Origin of the sequence: Chitinophaga sp. CCNWYY40 (genome assembly GCF_037483205.1) — a bacterium.
GTDB classification, from domain to species: Bacteria; Bacteroidota; Bacteroidia; order Chitinophagales; family Chitinophagaceae; genus Chitinophaga; species Chitinophaga ginsengisegetis.
In genome coordinates this window covers 19,378-33,615 of record NZ_JBBHLF010000006.1, presented here as the reverse complement: position 1 = coordinate 33,615, position 14,238 = coordinate 19,378, and the positions used below count along the sequence as shown (strand labels likewise).

General features: G+C 47.8%; 11 protein-coding genes. 8 read left to right on the top strand and 3 right to left on the bottom strand.

Annotated elements, in window-relative coordinates:
• Positions 1-29: 29 nt before the first annotated feature.
• On the bottom strand, positions 30-347 hold the full coding sequence (gene trxA, locus V7S65_RS22920; RefSeq protein WP_079472839.1) for a thioredoxin: 318 nt from the start codon (positions 345-347) through the stop codon (positions 30-32).
• Positions 348-457: 110 nt separating this feature from the next.
• The gene (dnaE, locus tag V7S65_RS22915; protein ID WP_079472840.1) at positions 458-4,105 is read right to left on the bottom strand and encodes a DNA polymerase III subunit alpha; all 3,648 of its coding nucleotides are present in this window, start codon (positions 4,103-4,105) and stop codon (positions 458-460) included.
• Between the two features lie 157 nt (positions 4,106-4,262).
• Here dnaE and V7S65_RS22910 point away from each other — a divergent pair, with 157 nt between their 5' ends.
• From V7S65_RS22910 to V7S65_RS22875, 8 genes are all read left to right on the top strand, one after another.
• On the top strand, positions 4,263-4,934 hold the full coding sequence (locus tag V7S65_RS22910; RefSeq protein ID WP_336387923.1) for a C40 family peptidase: 672 nt from the start codon (positions 4,263-4,265) through the stop codon (positions 4,932-4,934).
• Between the two features lie 89 nt (positions 4,935-5,023).
• A complete protein-coding gene (locus V7S65_RS22905) occupies positions 5,024-5,962 on the top strand; it encodes a hypothetical protein (RefSeq protein WP_336387922.1) in 939 nt (312 codons plus the stop codon).
• Positions 5,955-6,647, top strand: coding sequence for a methyltransferase domain-containing protein (locus tag V7S65_RS22900; RefSeq protein ID WP_111579677.1), 693 nt, complete (start codon positions 5,955-5,957; stop codon positions 6,645-6,647). Before V7S65_RS22905 ends, V7S65_RS22900 begins: the two co-directional genes overlap by 8 nt.
• Before the next feature lie 26 nt (positions 6,648-6,673).
• Positions 6,674-7,672 carry a polysaccharide deacetylase family protein gene (locus V7S65_RS22895; protein WP_336387921.1) on the top strand — a complete coding sequence of 333 codons (999 nt, stop codon included), beginning with the start codon at positions 6,674-6,676 and terminating at the stop codon, positions 7,670-7,672.
• 3 nt (positions 7,673-7,675) lie between these two features.
• On the top strand, positions 7,676-8,917 hold the full coding sequence (locus tag V7S65_RS22890) for a glycosyltransferase (RefSeq protein ID WP_336387920.1): 1,242 nt from the start codon (positions 7,676-7,678) through the stop codon (positions 8,915-8,917).
• 8 nt (positions 8,918-8,925) lie between these two features.
• Positions 8,926-9,681 carry a glycosyltransferase family 2 protein gene (locus V7S65_RS22885; RefSeq protein WP_336387919.1) on the top strand — a complete coding sequence of 252 codons (756 nt, stop codon included), beginning with the start codon at positions 8,926-8,928 and terminating at the stop codon, positions 9,679-9,681.
• A gap of 110 nt (positions 9,682-9,791) precedes the next feature.
• Positions 9,792-10,508 carry a class I SAM-dependent methyltransferase gene (locus V7S65_RS22880; protein ID WP_079472847.1) on the top strand — a complete coding sequence of 239 codons (717 nt, stop codon included), beginning with the start codon at positions 9,792-9,794 and terminating at the stop codon, positions 10,506-10,508.
• A 5-nt stretch (positions 10,509-10,513) separates the two neighbouring features.
• Positions 10,514-11,386 (top strand): glycosyltransferase family 2 protein, encoded by an 873-nt coding sequence (locus V7S65_RS22875; protein WP_336387918.1) that lies wholly within the window; start codon positions 10,514-10,516, stop codon positions 11,384-11,386.
• A 72-nt stretch (positions 11,387-11,458) separates the two neighbouring features.
• Here the strand turns inward: V7S65_RS22875 and V7S65_RS22870 are convergent, their stop codons facing one another.
• Positions 11,459-13,990, bottom strand: coding sequence for a YfhO family protein (locus V7S65_RS22870; RefSeq protein WP_336387917.1), 2,532 nt, complete (start codon positions 13,988-13,990; stop codon positions 11,459-11,461).
• Positions 13,991-14,238 lie beyond the last annotated feature (248 nt).

The window sequence follows — 14,238 nt, the reverse complement described above, 5'->3', positions numbered from 1 at the left end:
ACGCTTTCAAAACTCAGTTTTTATAAAAATTACATATTGGCCTGTATTTTTTTATCCAGTACGGATTTAGGCACAGCACCTACCTGTTTGTCTACAACCTGACCACCTTTTACGAAAAGGATAGCAGGGATACTGGTGATACCGTAGTTTACAGACAACTGAGGATTCTGATCCACGTTAACCTTTCCGATATTTACTTTACCTGCGTAATCTTTAGACAGTTCTTCGATTACCGGACCGATAGCGCGACAAGGGCCACACCATTCTGCCCAGAAGTCAATAACAGTTAATTTATCGGAATTCAGAACTTCCGTTTCAAAGTTCGCATCAGTGATTTCTAAAGCCATATTCTTTGATTTTAAAATGTTTTTATTTTAACGATTGTTTTGATTTTTATGATTATGTTATATTATGATCAAATCTTGATCCGAGTGCAAATTACTGCATTTTTGACATCTTACTTATTGATTATCTCTATATACACATCGATATCCGGCTGTTTGTGAAGGAAACCCGCCAACTCGTCATTCATCTCTATATTCCGGTTAAAAGTATGCAGTTTTGCCTGGGTTTGATCGTCGCGGTCGGTCAGGTGTACATGCAGTACGCTGTTGCCCGGGAAGCGGTTTACATTGTCTACAAGGAAGTCTACCATCTCCTTTTTGATGAACTTGGGCATTGTGTTCAGGTATACCTGCTTGGTGTGGGTTTTCTTTACTTCCTGTAACAGCTGGATGCTGCTTACTTTGAACTCATATTCATTGTCGTTAAACCGTTTGGATTTGAAACCGCCGTTGATAAACAGGCAAAGGCCTGGTTTGAGGTAGGGGGCAAAGCGGATGAAATCTTCACTCCACAGGGCAAATTCAAACTTACCGGTGTAATCTTCGATGGTCATCACGCCAAACTGGCGGTTATTGCGGGAAATCCTCTCCTGGGCGTTGGTGATATATACCGCCAGGCGGAAATTGCGTTCCCGGGAGCGGCCACCGTTGCCGCCCGGCTGGGCTATTTCCGTCTGATATTCCACCAGTTCCTGCACGGAATTCATGTGGTAATGCTTCATTTCAAAGCGGTAGTCATCCAGGGGATGGCCGGAAATGTAGATACCGGTGATATCCCTTTCGTTGTTGAGCTTCATGATCAGCGGCCAGGCGTCGCAGGCCGGGATCTTTGGCGGCTCCACATCCGGGAGGTCGTCGGCGCCGAAGAGGCTACCCATGTTGGAAGAGCCTGCTGTTACCTGCTGCCCGAATTTCACGATCTTATCCAGGCCGGTGAGCTGTTCGCCTTCCGGTTTGTGGAAATACTGCGCACGGTGCAGTTCAGGGAAGCTGTCGAAAGCGCCCGACATTACCAGGGCTTCCAGTGATTTTTTATTTACAGCGCGTTGGTTAACGCGTTTGATAAAGTCGAAGATATTTTTGAAAGGGCCATCCTTTTTACGTTCTTCCAGCAGGTTTTCGATGGCGGCTTCACCTACGCCTTTCAGGCCACCAAGACCGAAGCGTACCTGGCCCTGTTTATTTACAGCGAAACCTTTGAAAGATTCATTCACATCGGGCGGCAATACGTCGATGCCCATGCGTTTGGATTCTTCCATGAAGAAGGTGATCTTTTCAATATTGCTGGCGCAGTTCAGTACAGCGGCCATGTATTCGGAAGGGTAGTGGGCTTTCAGGTAGGCCGTTTGATAGGCCACGAAAGCATAGCAGGTGGAGTGGGATTTGTTGAACGCGTAGGAGGCAAACGCTTCCCAGTCGGTCCATACTTTTTCGCAAACCTTTGGATCGTGGCCGTTTTTGGCGCAACCTTCCATAAACTGCGCCTTCATTTTATTCAGTACCGCGATCTGCTTTTTACCCATCGCTTTACGCAGTACGTCCGCGTCACCTTTGGAGAAGCCTGCCAGTTTCTGGCTCAGCAACATCACCTGTTCCTGGTATACCGTGATACCGTAGGTATCGTTGAGGTATTCCTCCATTTCGGCGATATCGTATTGCACCGGTTCCAGTCCGTGTTTACGGCGGATAAAGGAAGGAATGTACTCCAGTGGTCCCGGGCGGTACAGGGCGTTCATGGCGATGAGGTCATCGAACCTGTCGGGTTTCAGCTCACGCAGGTATTTCTGCATACCGGGCGACTCGAACTGGAACGTAGCGTTGGTTTCACCTTTCTGGTAGAGGTCATATGTTTTGGCGTCGTCCAGCGGGATATTATCTATTTCGATGGAGATGCCGTGGTTCTGGCGGATCAGTTCCAGCGCACCTTTGATGATGGTAAGGGTTTTCAGCCCCAGGAAGTCCATCTTGATTACGCCGGCAGATTCAATGATGCTTCCTTCAAACTGGGTTACCAGCAGGTCGGAGTCTTTGGCAGTAGATACGGGGATCAGGTCGTACAGGTCCTGCGGGGCAATGATGATACCTGCCGCATGGATACCGGTGTTACGCACGGAGCCTTCGAGTACGCAGGCTTCGCGGAGTACTTCTGCCTGGAGGTCGGTGCCTTTGATGAGTTCCCGCAGCTTTTTCACGTTCTCAATGTCTTCACCGGCAAGACCTTCCTTATCGGCGAGGCTCTTTTCACCTTCGAGGGGAGCGTTGAAGATACGATCCAGTTGGATACCGGGTTTATCCGGAACCATTTTAGCGAGGATATTGGATTCTATCAGGGGGAGGTCCATTACGCGGGCCACGTCCTTGATACTCATTTTGGCGGCCATTGTACCGTAGGTAATGATCTGTGCTACCTGGTTACGGCCATACTTCTGTACAACGTAATCAATTACTTTCTGACGGCCTTCATCATCGAAGTCCGTATCAATATCGGGCATGCTCTTACGTTCCGGGTTAAGGAAACGCTCAAACAGGAGGTTGTACTTGATGGGGTCTATATTGGTGATGCCAATACAGTAGGCTACGGCCGATCCGGCGGCCGATCCACGACCCGGACCAATAAATACGCCCAGTTCGCGGCCTGCCTTGATGAAGTCGGCCACAATGAGGAAGTAACCGGCAAAACCCATGTTTTCGATTACCTGCAGTTCAAAGTTGATACGTTCTTCAATATCGGCGGTCATTTCCATATACCGGGTACGGGCGCCTTCATAGGTGATATGGCGCAGGTACTGGTCCTGGGTAATAAATTCTTTCGGAATAGGGAAGTTGGGCAGCAGGATATCTCTTTTAAGATCCAGCAGCTGTACTTTATCTACAATTTCGTTGGTATTATCGATGGCCTGCGGAAGATCATGAAACAGTTTGCTCATTTCTTCCGTTGTTTTGAAATAGAACTGGTCGTTATAAAAAGCGAAACGCCTGTTCTTTCCGCCACCACCACTATCGTCGTCAGAAAAATCTTTATTGGTAGGGGTGCTTTTCTTTTCACCGGTGTTAATACAAAGGAGGATGTCGTGCGCGTTGGCATCGGCCTGGTCTACATAGTGGGAGTCGTTGGACGCGATCACCTTTACATTATACTTCTCTGCAAAGCGGAGCAGTACTGCGTTTACCTGTTCCTGTTCCGGAATGCCGTGGCGTTGTAATTCTACATAAAAATCTTCTCCGAAAATATCCAGCCACCAGCGGAATTCTTTTTCTCCTTCTTCTTCGCCTTTGCGCAGGATGATCCTGGGTACAGAAGCGCCGAGGCAGCAGGTGGTGGCGATGAGCCCTTTGTGATATTGTAATACGAGTTCTTTATCGATACGGGGATACTTACCATACAGTCCTTCCATATAGCCCAGGGAGCAAAGTTTGATGAGGTTGCGGTAACCTTCATCATCTTTTGCCAGTAACACCTGGTGATAACGTACATCTTTTTCTTCCCTTGTAAAAGCTCTCTTGTGGCGGTTTTCCACTACATAGAATTCGCATCCTACGATGGGCTTTACTTTTAGTCTTTTATCTTTCGGATCGCCCGGATTTAATTTATTGTTGTATGCTTCTGCCACAAACTGAAATGCGCCAAACATATTACCATGATCTGTAATCGCCAGTGCGGGCTGATTGGAAGCCATCGCCTTTTTATACAGCGATTTAATGTCGGCTGCCCCATCCAGTAAAGAGTATTGGGTGTGAACGTGTAAGTGGGAAAAATTCATCTGCTAATCTGTTTCGTCAAGCGACAAAAGTAGGGATAAAAAATCAACTGTGATTAATGATTTAGTTGATTGTATTTCTGTCTGTCATATAAATCATATTAATCGCAGTTGTAAATCCCTATATATTTGTATTTTAGCGAAAATTTAGCCAGAGCTTATGATCAGAGTAAAGGGACATCTACTTGTGAAGTTATCGATATGTGCATTATCGCTCAGTTCCTGCGCTTCATTAAAGAAAGGTACCGCTAATAAGAAACCTGCCACCACACCAGCCACTGCCAACAACCGTATTGAATTTATAGATGGTATCGCTACCAGCCGTACCTCCCGTAATAGTACTTCTCACTATAACAGCAAAGATGTAAGCATCAGTAAAAACATTACCAGGGGCAGTGCCAACCTGGAAAATGCACAGAGCTGGCAATTTAAATATGCACAGTTACTGGATGTGGCTGTGGAAGAAGTACTGAACCAGAAACTCTACAGTTTTATTGATGACTGGTACGGCACACCTTACCGGCTTGGCGGCAAAACGAGAGACGGCATCGATTGTTCGGGATTTGTGAATACACTGATGAACACCGTGTTTCAGCTGGGCCTTTCCGGGAACTCCACCGACCTGTATTCACAGGTGAAAAGATTAAAGCCGCATGACCTCCATGAAGGCGACCTGGTATTTTTCAGGATCCATCATAAACGTATTTCCCATGTAGGTATCTACCTGGAGAATGATAAATTCGTACACGCATCTACCAGTGCCGGCGTCATGATCAGTGATCTGAAAGAGCCTTACTGGAAGCGTTATTTTGCCGGCGGAGGAAGACTATAGCCACTTCTACACATTTGTTTTATTGTTAATTTTATACGATTTTTACCGTTTTAACCTAACAACTGCGCTGCGCAGTACTTTTTCATATCATGGAATTTGCTCCCATCGTATTATTTGTATACAACCGGCCAGAGCTGACCCTGAGCACCTTACAGCATCTGAGTGAAAACAGGGAGGCAGGGGAGAGCACCTTGTATGTTTATTGCGATGGCGCAAAAGAAGGCGCTTCCGAAGAACAACGGCAGCTGATCAAACAGGTGCGCGACATCGTGCATAGCCGGCAGTGGTGTAAGGAAGTGATTATTTTAGAAGCGACAAAGAACAAAGGACTGGCTACCTCCGTGATCGACGGGGTAACAGAAGTGATTGGCAGGCATGGGAAAATAATTGTATTGGAAGATGATCTTACAGTATCTCCCTTCTTCCTGAAATATATGAACGATGGGCTCACAAAATATGAGCACAACGAAAAGGTAATGTCGGTGCATGGATATCTGTATCCGTTTAAGATGCCGGCAGATTACAACGCCTCTACTTTCCTGGTGCATGATCCGGGCAGTTTGGGCTGGGGTACCTGGCAGCGGGCATGGAATAAGTTTGAGCGGGACACCGATGTGGTAATTGCCCAAATAAAAGAACAGGGTTTGAAAGCAGCGTTTGATTTCTGGGGAGCTTATCCTTTCTTCCGGATGCTGCACCAGCATAAGCACGGGAAAGTAAGCTCGTGGGCTATCCGCTGGAGAGCCACCGCCTACCTGCACGACATGCTTACGTTATACCCGGTAAAATCACTGGTAAGGCATGATGGCAACGTGGCCTCGGCTACGCATCACTACAAGGAAGAGGATTGGCTGTATACAGACATTTATCAGCATCCCATCGCGGTAGATGACATTCCCGTAAAGAATAATTTGCCGATGGAAAAAGTGTTTGCAAAATTCCTGCGGGCGAATGCCGGTATGACGATACCTGCGAAGATTAAAAACAGGCTTAAAAAATACTGGAGAAAAATAACCGGCCATGCTTAAAGTAATCAGGAAGATATTCAAAAAGATGAAACGGGAAGTAATATCTCCTGTTTCCTGGGATAATTTAAGAAGATTGCAACCGCTTGCCACCGGCTTTGGCTACAATCGTGGTACCCCGGTAGACCGGCACTACATCACCTCTTTTCTCAGCGCCCACCGTGCTGATATTCACGGGCAGGTACTGGAAATAGCCGAAAGCAGTTATTCAAAGCAGTTTGGCACCAATGTGAGCAGCTATGAAGTACTGCATGTGCAGGCAGGTAAAGACGTGACCATTATTGGTGACCTGACCAACAAAGCATCGCTGCCGGCCAACTATATCGACTGCTTCATTTGTACGCAAACATTTAATTTCATCTACGATTTTAAAACCGCTATTGAAGGAGCGCATCACCTGCTGAAGCCGGGAGGCGTATTACTGGCCACACTGGCGGGCGCTACACAGATCTCCGTATACGACGAACAACGCTGGGGCGACTACTGGCGGTTCACCATACAATCGGCCGCGAAAGTTTTCGGCGAAATTTTTGGTAAAGACAATATCGAAATCATTTCTTACGGCAATGTACTCACCTGTACGGCTATCCTCCAGGGAATTACCGCAGAAGAATTATTGCCGGAAGAACTGGATTACCGCGATCCGGTATATCCTATTATCATTGCGGTGAGGGCAAAGAAAGCATAACGATTAAAAAACTGTACTGTTATCTGATGGGAGACCTGAGTAAAAAAATATTTTCAGTGATGCACTATGTGGCCAACAAAGTGCAACAGCCGGCGGTTATTTTATTGTACCACCGGGTCACCACCCTGCAGCAGGACCCACAGGACCTCTCTGTTACGCCGGAACACTTCAGCTCACACCTGGCGCACCTGGCCACCGATTACAATGTGCTGGATGCCGAACGGTTCCTCTATCATGTTAAAAACAAAAAAGCCTTCCCGGAACGTTCCGTATTTGTGACGTTCGACGATGGCTATGCAGACAACTACCTGGAGGCATTGCCTTTACTGACGAAGCACCAGGTGCCTGCCCTGTTTTATATCACTACCTCTAAAATCAATACTGCCTACGAATTGTGGTGGGACGATCTCGAAAGAGTGCTGCTCACACCCGGTAACCTGCCACCTGTTTTACAGATCACCATCAATGGGCAGCCGGCGCAATACACCACAGATACGCTTGCGGCTATACGCGAAACATACTACGCGTTGCAGCAGGTGCTACGTTTCTGTAAACCTGCGGAAATTGAATCGGCCATGCGGCAGCTGTATGAATGGTCCGGTAAAACCGCTACCGGTCGCCCTTCCCACCGGTTAATGACCTGGGAAGAAGTAAAAGCGATGGACGATGCCTCCTATGCTGCCATTGGTTGCCATACCCACCGTCATCCGGCAGTGGGCATGCTGACTTATGAAGAGCAGTATACCGAAATAGGGATGTCCAAAGAAATACTGGAAGGCGTACTGGGCACTCCACAGGTACATTTTTCCTATCCTTTTGGCGGCAGGAAGTTCCTGGGCACTAAACGCTATTACAACGCAGACAGCATCAAAGCCTGTAAGGCGCTGGGTTTGCAGATGGTATGCGCCAACTATCACGGACAGGTACACAGCTGGAGCAACCCGTATGCACTGCCCCGCATCCTGGTGCGCAACTGGCCACCGGATGTATTCCGTAAACAAATGCAACAGTTCTTTAAATACTAGCCGGTGAAAGTACTTTTTATCAATAAATATGAGAACAGCGGCGGCGCTGCCATAGCGGCGCAAAGGATCGCAGCCGGGCTGGCGGAGTATTATCATACCGTCAATGATTTCCTGGTAGGCACCCACACCGCTTCTTCCCGCGCTACTGCTACCCGTCCGGGTGCGGTGCGGAATGTTATTGAAAGAGGGCTCAATGTGCTGAGTAACCGGGCAGGACTGCAATATTTATATTTTCCTTTTTCCACTTCTGCCATCATGCGGCACGCACAGGCCTATCAGCCTGATGTGATCAGCCTGCATAATATTCACGGCGGATATTTTGACGCCACCCTGTTACCGCGCTTATCCGCTATAGCGCCCATTGTGTGGACCCTGCATGATATGTGGGCCATCACGGGCAACGCGGCGCATACTTTCGGCGACACTTCCTGGAAAAGCGGCGTGGCCGGCAAAGGGGAACACAAACGTGCCCCTGCTATGGGATTGCCTACCGGCAATTATCTCATAAAGAGAAAACAAAAGCTGTATGCAGGCAGTGATCTGCATATTGTTTCGCCTTCGCGGTGGTTGTACGATATGACCGCTGAAAGTCCGCTTACCAGGAACAAACCGTTGTATCATATTCCTAATCCTATCGACACGGATTATTTCCGGCCGCAGGATAGAGCTGCTTCCCGCCAGGCACTGGGCCTTCCGGCAGATGCATCTGTGATCACTTTTGTATCCGAGCGGTTGTTTAACAGCGAGTTTAAAGGCGGCGCAGAACTGCTGCATATTTTACACCTGCTGGATGCACAGCTGGACCGGAAAGTATACCTGCTGATGATAGGTAAAGATCAGCTGCCCGGAACATTTAAACACCTGGAATGCGTGTATACCGGTTATGTGAAGGAAACCAGGAAAATGATGCAATGCTACAGTGCCAGCGATATTTTTTTCTATCCCACCAAGGCGGATAACCTGCCCAATGTGCTGATAGAAGCCGGTAGTTGTGAAACGGCCTGTATTACCTTTGATGTAGGCGGATGCCGGGAAATAGTGCAGGACGGCGTAACGGGGTATGTGGTTGCACCCGGCAACCAGCAGGAGTTTGCCGCAAAAACGCTGCACTTGCTGAATCATCCGGATACCTGCCGGCAGTTTGGCAAAGCGGCCAGAACATTTACAGAACAGCATTTTGGAATGAAAGTAGTAGCCGGACAGTACTATCACCTGTTTCAATCAGTGGTCAGGAACCCGCAATAATCAGATACATGAACAAAGCATCTTCGCCGGTATTAAGCATTATTACGGTATGTTTTAATGCTGAGAAATTTATTGAGAATACCATCCAGAGTGTGCTGGCGCAAACTTACCCGCACATTGAATACATCATTGTGGACGGCGCTTCACGCGATAATACAATGGGAGTGATCGAAAAATACCGCTCCCGTATTGCCATGGTGATCTCTGAAAAAGACAATGGTTTGTACGATGCCATGAATAAAGGCATGCAACTTGCTACAGGAGGATACCTGTTGTTTCTCAATGCAGACGATGTACTGGCATCGCCCGATGTGATCAGCAACATGTTCGCCACCTGTGAAGATGCCGATGTGTATTACGGAGAAGCCATGTTTATGGATGAGAACGGGCAGGACATTGGGTTGAGATCTGAACAAACACCGCACCAGGTACCGGAGCAACTGACCTGGAAAAGCCTGAAACACGGCATGGTGGTATCGCACCAGGCATATGTGATCCGCCGCAGTTTGAGCCCGTTATACGATTTGCAGTACCGGGTTTGCGCAGATATTGACTGGATGATCCGTACATTGAAGGCGTCGCGGAAGATATGTAACACGCACCAGGTAGTGGCGAGGTTCAGGGTGGGAGGCACGTCCAAGCAGCACCAGCAGCTGGCGTGGAAGGAGCGTTACCGGATATTGAATCACTATTACGGTAAGCTGGCCAACCTGGTGAATCACCTGTTTATTGCAGGCAGGTACCTGGTTCGCAAAAAGTACTGATTGTTCCGTAAAATGAACCGCAACGGATATCGTATATTGAAAATGATGTCTATCTTGTGACGGTCGTCTTTCTGCGGAAAGTGAATGATTTAAAAAATTAAACCATTATAATGAATCGCATTGCTGTCATTAAATCTTTGTTGCAGAGAACAAAGGCCAAAGTTTACGTTGAAATAGGAGTAGATACCGGGTATGTGTTCTTTTCACTGAATGCGCCGGTAAAAGCAAAAATTGCTGTAGATCCTGAATTCAGGTTTTCCTTCAGGGCCTGGTTACGCACAAAGCTGAGACCGGGCAACGCCAAATACTTCCAGGTAACCAGCGACCAGTTTTTTGCAGATCAGAAAGAGATGCTTCGCCGGGATGGTATTGATGTAGCATTTGTAGATGGTTTACATACTTACAAGCAATGTTACCAGGATATCGTTAACTGCCTGGAATACCTGAACGACGGTGGTTTTATTGTGGTGCATGATGTGAATCCTCCCAATGCAGCCTGCGAATCGCCGGTAGGCGCTTCACAACAGGAAGTGCTGGCAAAGGCTGAAAGAGGGGAAATTCCCGACTGGACCGGCGCCTGGACCGGAGATGTGTGGAAGTCGATTGCCATGCTGCGCACCCGTAAGGATTTGCAGGTGTTTACCATCGACAGCGACTGGGGCATCGGTGTTATTACCAAAGGCACTCCGGAAAGTGTACTGGATGTGAGCATACCGGCCATTGAAGCCATGAGTTATGCCGATCTTGAAAAGAACCGGTATGAACTGATTAACTTAAAACCTTCCCATTACTTCTTTGAATTCCTGCAGGAGAAATACAGAAAATAGCCGGAATGAAAAAGGTATTTGTTGTTATTGTCACCTATAACGGAGCGAAGTGGATACATCAATGCTTTGGCAGTTTACGGTCGGGCAGTTATCCGGTGCAAACGATCGTAGTGGATAATGGCTCAACGGATGCCACCATTCCTATGCTGGAAGCGGATTACCCGGAAGTAACATTGATCCGCTCAGGCAGGAACCTGGGATTTGGACAGGCCAATAATATGGCTATTAAACAGGCGTTGCAGCAGGGGGCGGATTATGTTTTCCTGCTGAACCAGGATGCCTGGACAGAAGAGAACACCATTGCCGTGTTGATCAATGTAATGGAGCAACACCCCGAGTATGGGATCGTAAGCCCGGTGCATCTGAGTGGCGACTATAGTGGTATGGATGCAGGGTTTGCACAGTACTACAGTGCCAGTCAACCTGCACCCGGAGAACCGGTAAAGGACATATACCCCGTGGAATTTGTAAATGCCGCCGCCTGGATGATGAGTAAAGCCTGTCTGGAAAAAGCAGGATTGTTTCACCCGGTATTTTTTCATTATGGAGAAGATAATAATTTGGCGCAGCGGGTACTTTACTACGGGTTCAGGATAGGTGTTTGCCCGGCAGTAACCATTTGCCACGACCGCCACGCCCGTAAGGAAACCGAAGAGATGATCATTAAACATTACAAGGTGTACGGGTTGGTCACCTTAATGGATATACGAAGAAGAAACCTCTTTATCGCTTATCTGAAAGCGCTGAAAGACCTGGGAAAGCCGTTCCTGCTGGCATTCGCGAAGCTGAAATGGGGCAATGCGTGGAAAATCATCCGCACTTATACCGGTTTGATATCCCTTTACCCGGTAGTAAAAAAAGGCAGAAGCGAACAATAACAAAATATTATATAAAAGAAGAAGGGCGGAGATGATTCTCCGCCCTTCTTCTTTTATATAATATTACAATGCTTATTTTTTAGCAGTAGGTTTTTGCGGAGCCACCGGTTCCGGTGCAACACCTGTTTTGCTTTGCCTGATCACCTCGAACACGAGGGAAGCTGCTACCAGCAAGAGCAGGAGTACAGAAGTGATATTGGCTATTTTCAGTCCTTTCAGGAATGTTTGCGGCTCAAATTTCATTTCTATCTTATGCTCTCCGGCGGGTATTTTCAATCCGCGCAGTGCATAGTCGGTACGGATAATATCAGTGGGTTTGCCATCGATAAATGCGTTCCAGCCGGCAGGGTAGTATATTTCAGAGAATACGCCGAAACCTTCCTGGCTGTTGCGGGAAGTGTATTCCAGTTTATTCAGGCCGTATTTGGTGAGTTTGATGGCGGCGGTACTATCGGCGCCTGGCTTGAAGCTGCCCAGTTGTTTTTCAAACCGTTTGTCGATCACGGCGGAGTCGCGGGTATTCAGCGCATCCAGCGTTTTCATCTCTGTATTGGCATCGGGCGCCCATACGATGTCACGTACAAACCATGCATTACCATAGGCATCCGGGTTGCGCTGCGCCACCGGCTGCCCTGTTTTCTGATCGGGTACGATAAAGTATTTCGTGTTGAGCATGTTCAGCACATGCATATTGTTTTTGGCGATCTGATGGGAGATGAGATCCTGGTAGATCCACAATTTAGCGGGGCTGTAACCACCGATATTTTTGTGGAAGTAAGAAGGAGAGGCATCATCAAACGGAGAGGTGGTAAGATTGAATACGCGATAGTATGGGTCCGGGTCCTGTTTGATCTGTTGATCAGCGGCAGAGGGCTGCAGGTCTTGCATGTAGCTCATATCATCTACGAAGCTTTCGCTGCCGAGATAGTTCTTATCTACCTGCCACAGATCGATGGTAACAGCTGCGGTGATGATGATGGCCGATACCTGCCATTTCATTTTATTTACCAGGAAAGCCCAGATAGCGCCGGCAGCCACGAGGACGAAGAATGCAGAGCGGAAAGCATCTGTCAGCAACAGGCTGGCGCGGTCTTTCTCGAGGGCGCGGATAAGCAATTTACCGTTTTCCTCGCCACCCATCATTTGGGCGAAATATTGCAGCATGTTATCGTCGCTGGCGGATTTGAAGCCCACAAAGAAGTAGCTGATGAGGATAAAGCCGAGAAGGCATGCGCCGGTGATCAGGGCCGATTCTTTCAGTTTTTTCAGCAGTTCTTTGGTGGTGTGTTTACCATTGGCAATTTCCTGTAAGCCCCAGCAGGCCAGCACCACAAAGGTGAGTGACGGCAATACCAGCGCCTGCGCCGGTGCGCGGAATTTATTATATAGTGGCAAATAGTAGAATAGCGGATCATTGATGAACGCCAGGTTTTTACCCCATGCGAGGATAAAGCCGATCACCGTTATGGCGATCAGCCACCACTTATGCCAGCTCTTCACTAACAGTAACGACAATACGAAAAGGAAGCAGATGATAGCGCCTACATATACGGGGCCGGAAGTACCTTTCGACTGGGCGCCGTAGTAGAGTGGTAATTTCTGCTGGCTCAGGAACTGTTCTACCTGTGGTTCGGCCGCGCCAAGACTGATCATTTGCTGACCAAAGTTGGAACTTACCTTCAGCTTCTGGCCGGAGGAATTACCCACGTAGCCAGGGATGAGGAGCGTACCCGATTCTGCCTTACCATAGCTCCAGTCGTATGCGTAATCGATATCCAGGCCGGTAGACTTCTTCTGGTTTACATCGTCTTTATCCAGGGTGAGCTCCGATTTGCTGCCACGCATGGTGTAATCGGTGTATTCACGCAGGATCATAAGACTGTCCATAGACGTGAGTACGGCCAAAACCCCGGCCACGGCCAGCAAGGCCGAAGCTTTGAAAAACTGGAGCAGTTGTTTCTCCCGGAAAAAATGTATAAATGCACACACGGCCAGGCAAAGCACCATGATCAGTGTGTAGTAGATAATTTGCAGGTGGTTATTGTAGATCAGCATGGCGGTGGCCAGGGCTGTTAACGCAGCGCCGGTGATCAGGCGGCCGCGGTAGGTGAGCACAATGCCTGCGAGTACAGCGGGCATCAGGGCGATGTCGTACATCTTGGTAACGTGCCCCACATCGATGAGGATCACATTATAGGAGCAGAAAGCAAAAGCGATGGCTCCCATTACCCTGATCCAGTATTTAAAATCCAGTATACAGAGGAGCAGGTACATGGATATCATGGCCAGGAACAGCATATTAACAGGATCCGGCGTATACAGCGTCACAATTCTATTCATGTACGCTATTTTATTGGCACCCGGACCTGTATATATCACGTAGGAGGGCATCCCTGTAAACATACTGTTGGTCCATAACGGACGTTCGCCGGTTGCTTCATAAAAGTCCTTTGCCTCTTTCGCCATTCCTTTTACATTCTTCATGTCGCTCTGATTCACCACCTTGCCTTCAAGGACAGGAGCGCAATACACAAATGCCAGCAGGAGGAAAAGCCCTATTGCTGCAACATGTGGAAGAATGGCTTTTAGCCAGTTTTGCTTCATCGGATATTTTGGATTTAGTTTTAAAGAAACAAAAATAACTGTAATTTATCCGAAATTTCAATATGCGCTGGATCCGGTTTCTCTTAAAATTTGCATTTATATGCAATCTGTGCTTTATAATCAGTGAAATCCTGCGCATTACAGCTTATGACCATTCTTTTGATAACGTGGTGAATCATATACTGGTATTGGGTGTAGGCATTGCTTTTCCGTTGAATGCCCTTTTATGTGTGCTGACGGGTGTGTTA

Excerpts from the sequence above, each read along its gene's own strand:
- V7S65_RS22910 (WP_336387923.1), top strand. The coding sequence starts at position 4,263 with ATGATCAGAGTAAAGGGACATCTACTTGTGAAGTTATCGATATGTGCA.
- V7S65_RS22905 (WP_336387922.1), top strand. The coding sequence starts at position 5,024 with ATGGAATTTGCTCCCATCGTATTATTTGTATACAACCGGCCAGAGCTG.
- V7S65_RS22870 (WP_336387917.1), bottom strand. The coding sequence starts at position 13,990 with ATGAAGCAAAACTGGCTAAAAGCCATTCTTCCACATGTTGCAGCAATA.
- V7S65_RS22875 (WP_336387918.1), top strand. The coding sequence starts at position 10,514 with ATGAAAAAGGTATTTGTTGTTATTGTCACCTATAACGGAGCGAAGTGG.
- dnaE (WP_079472840.1), bottom strand. The coding sequence starts at position 4,105 with ATGAATTTTTCCCACTTACACGTTCACACCCAATACTCTTTACTGGAT.
- V7S65_RS22895 (WP_336387921.1), top strand. The coding sequence starts at position 6,674 with ATGGGAGACCTGAGTAAAAAAATATTTTCAGTGATGCACTATGTGGCC.
- V7S65_RS22880 (WP_079472847.1), top strand. The coding sequence starts at position 9,792 with ATGAATCGCATTGCTGTCATTAAATCTTTGTTGCAGAGAACAAAGGCC.
- trxA (WP_079472839.1), bottom strand. The coding sequence starts at position 347 with ATGGCTTTAGAAATCACTGATGCGAACTTTGAAACGGAAGTTCTGAAT.
- V7S65_RS22900 (WP_111579677.1), top strand. The coding sequence starts at position 5,955 with ATGCTTAAAGTAATCAGGAAGATATTCAAAAAGATGAAACGGGAAGTA.
- V7S65_RS22885 (WP_336387919.1), top strand. The coding sequence starts at position 8,926 with ATGAACAAAGCATCTTCGCCGGTATTAAGCATTATTACGGTATGTTTT.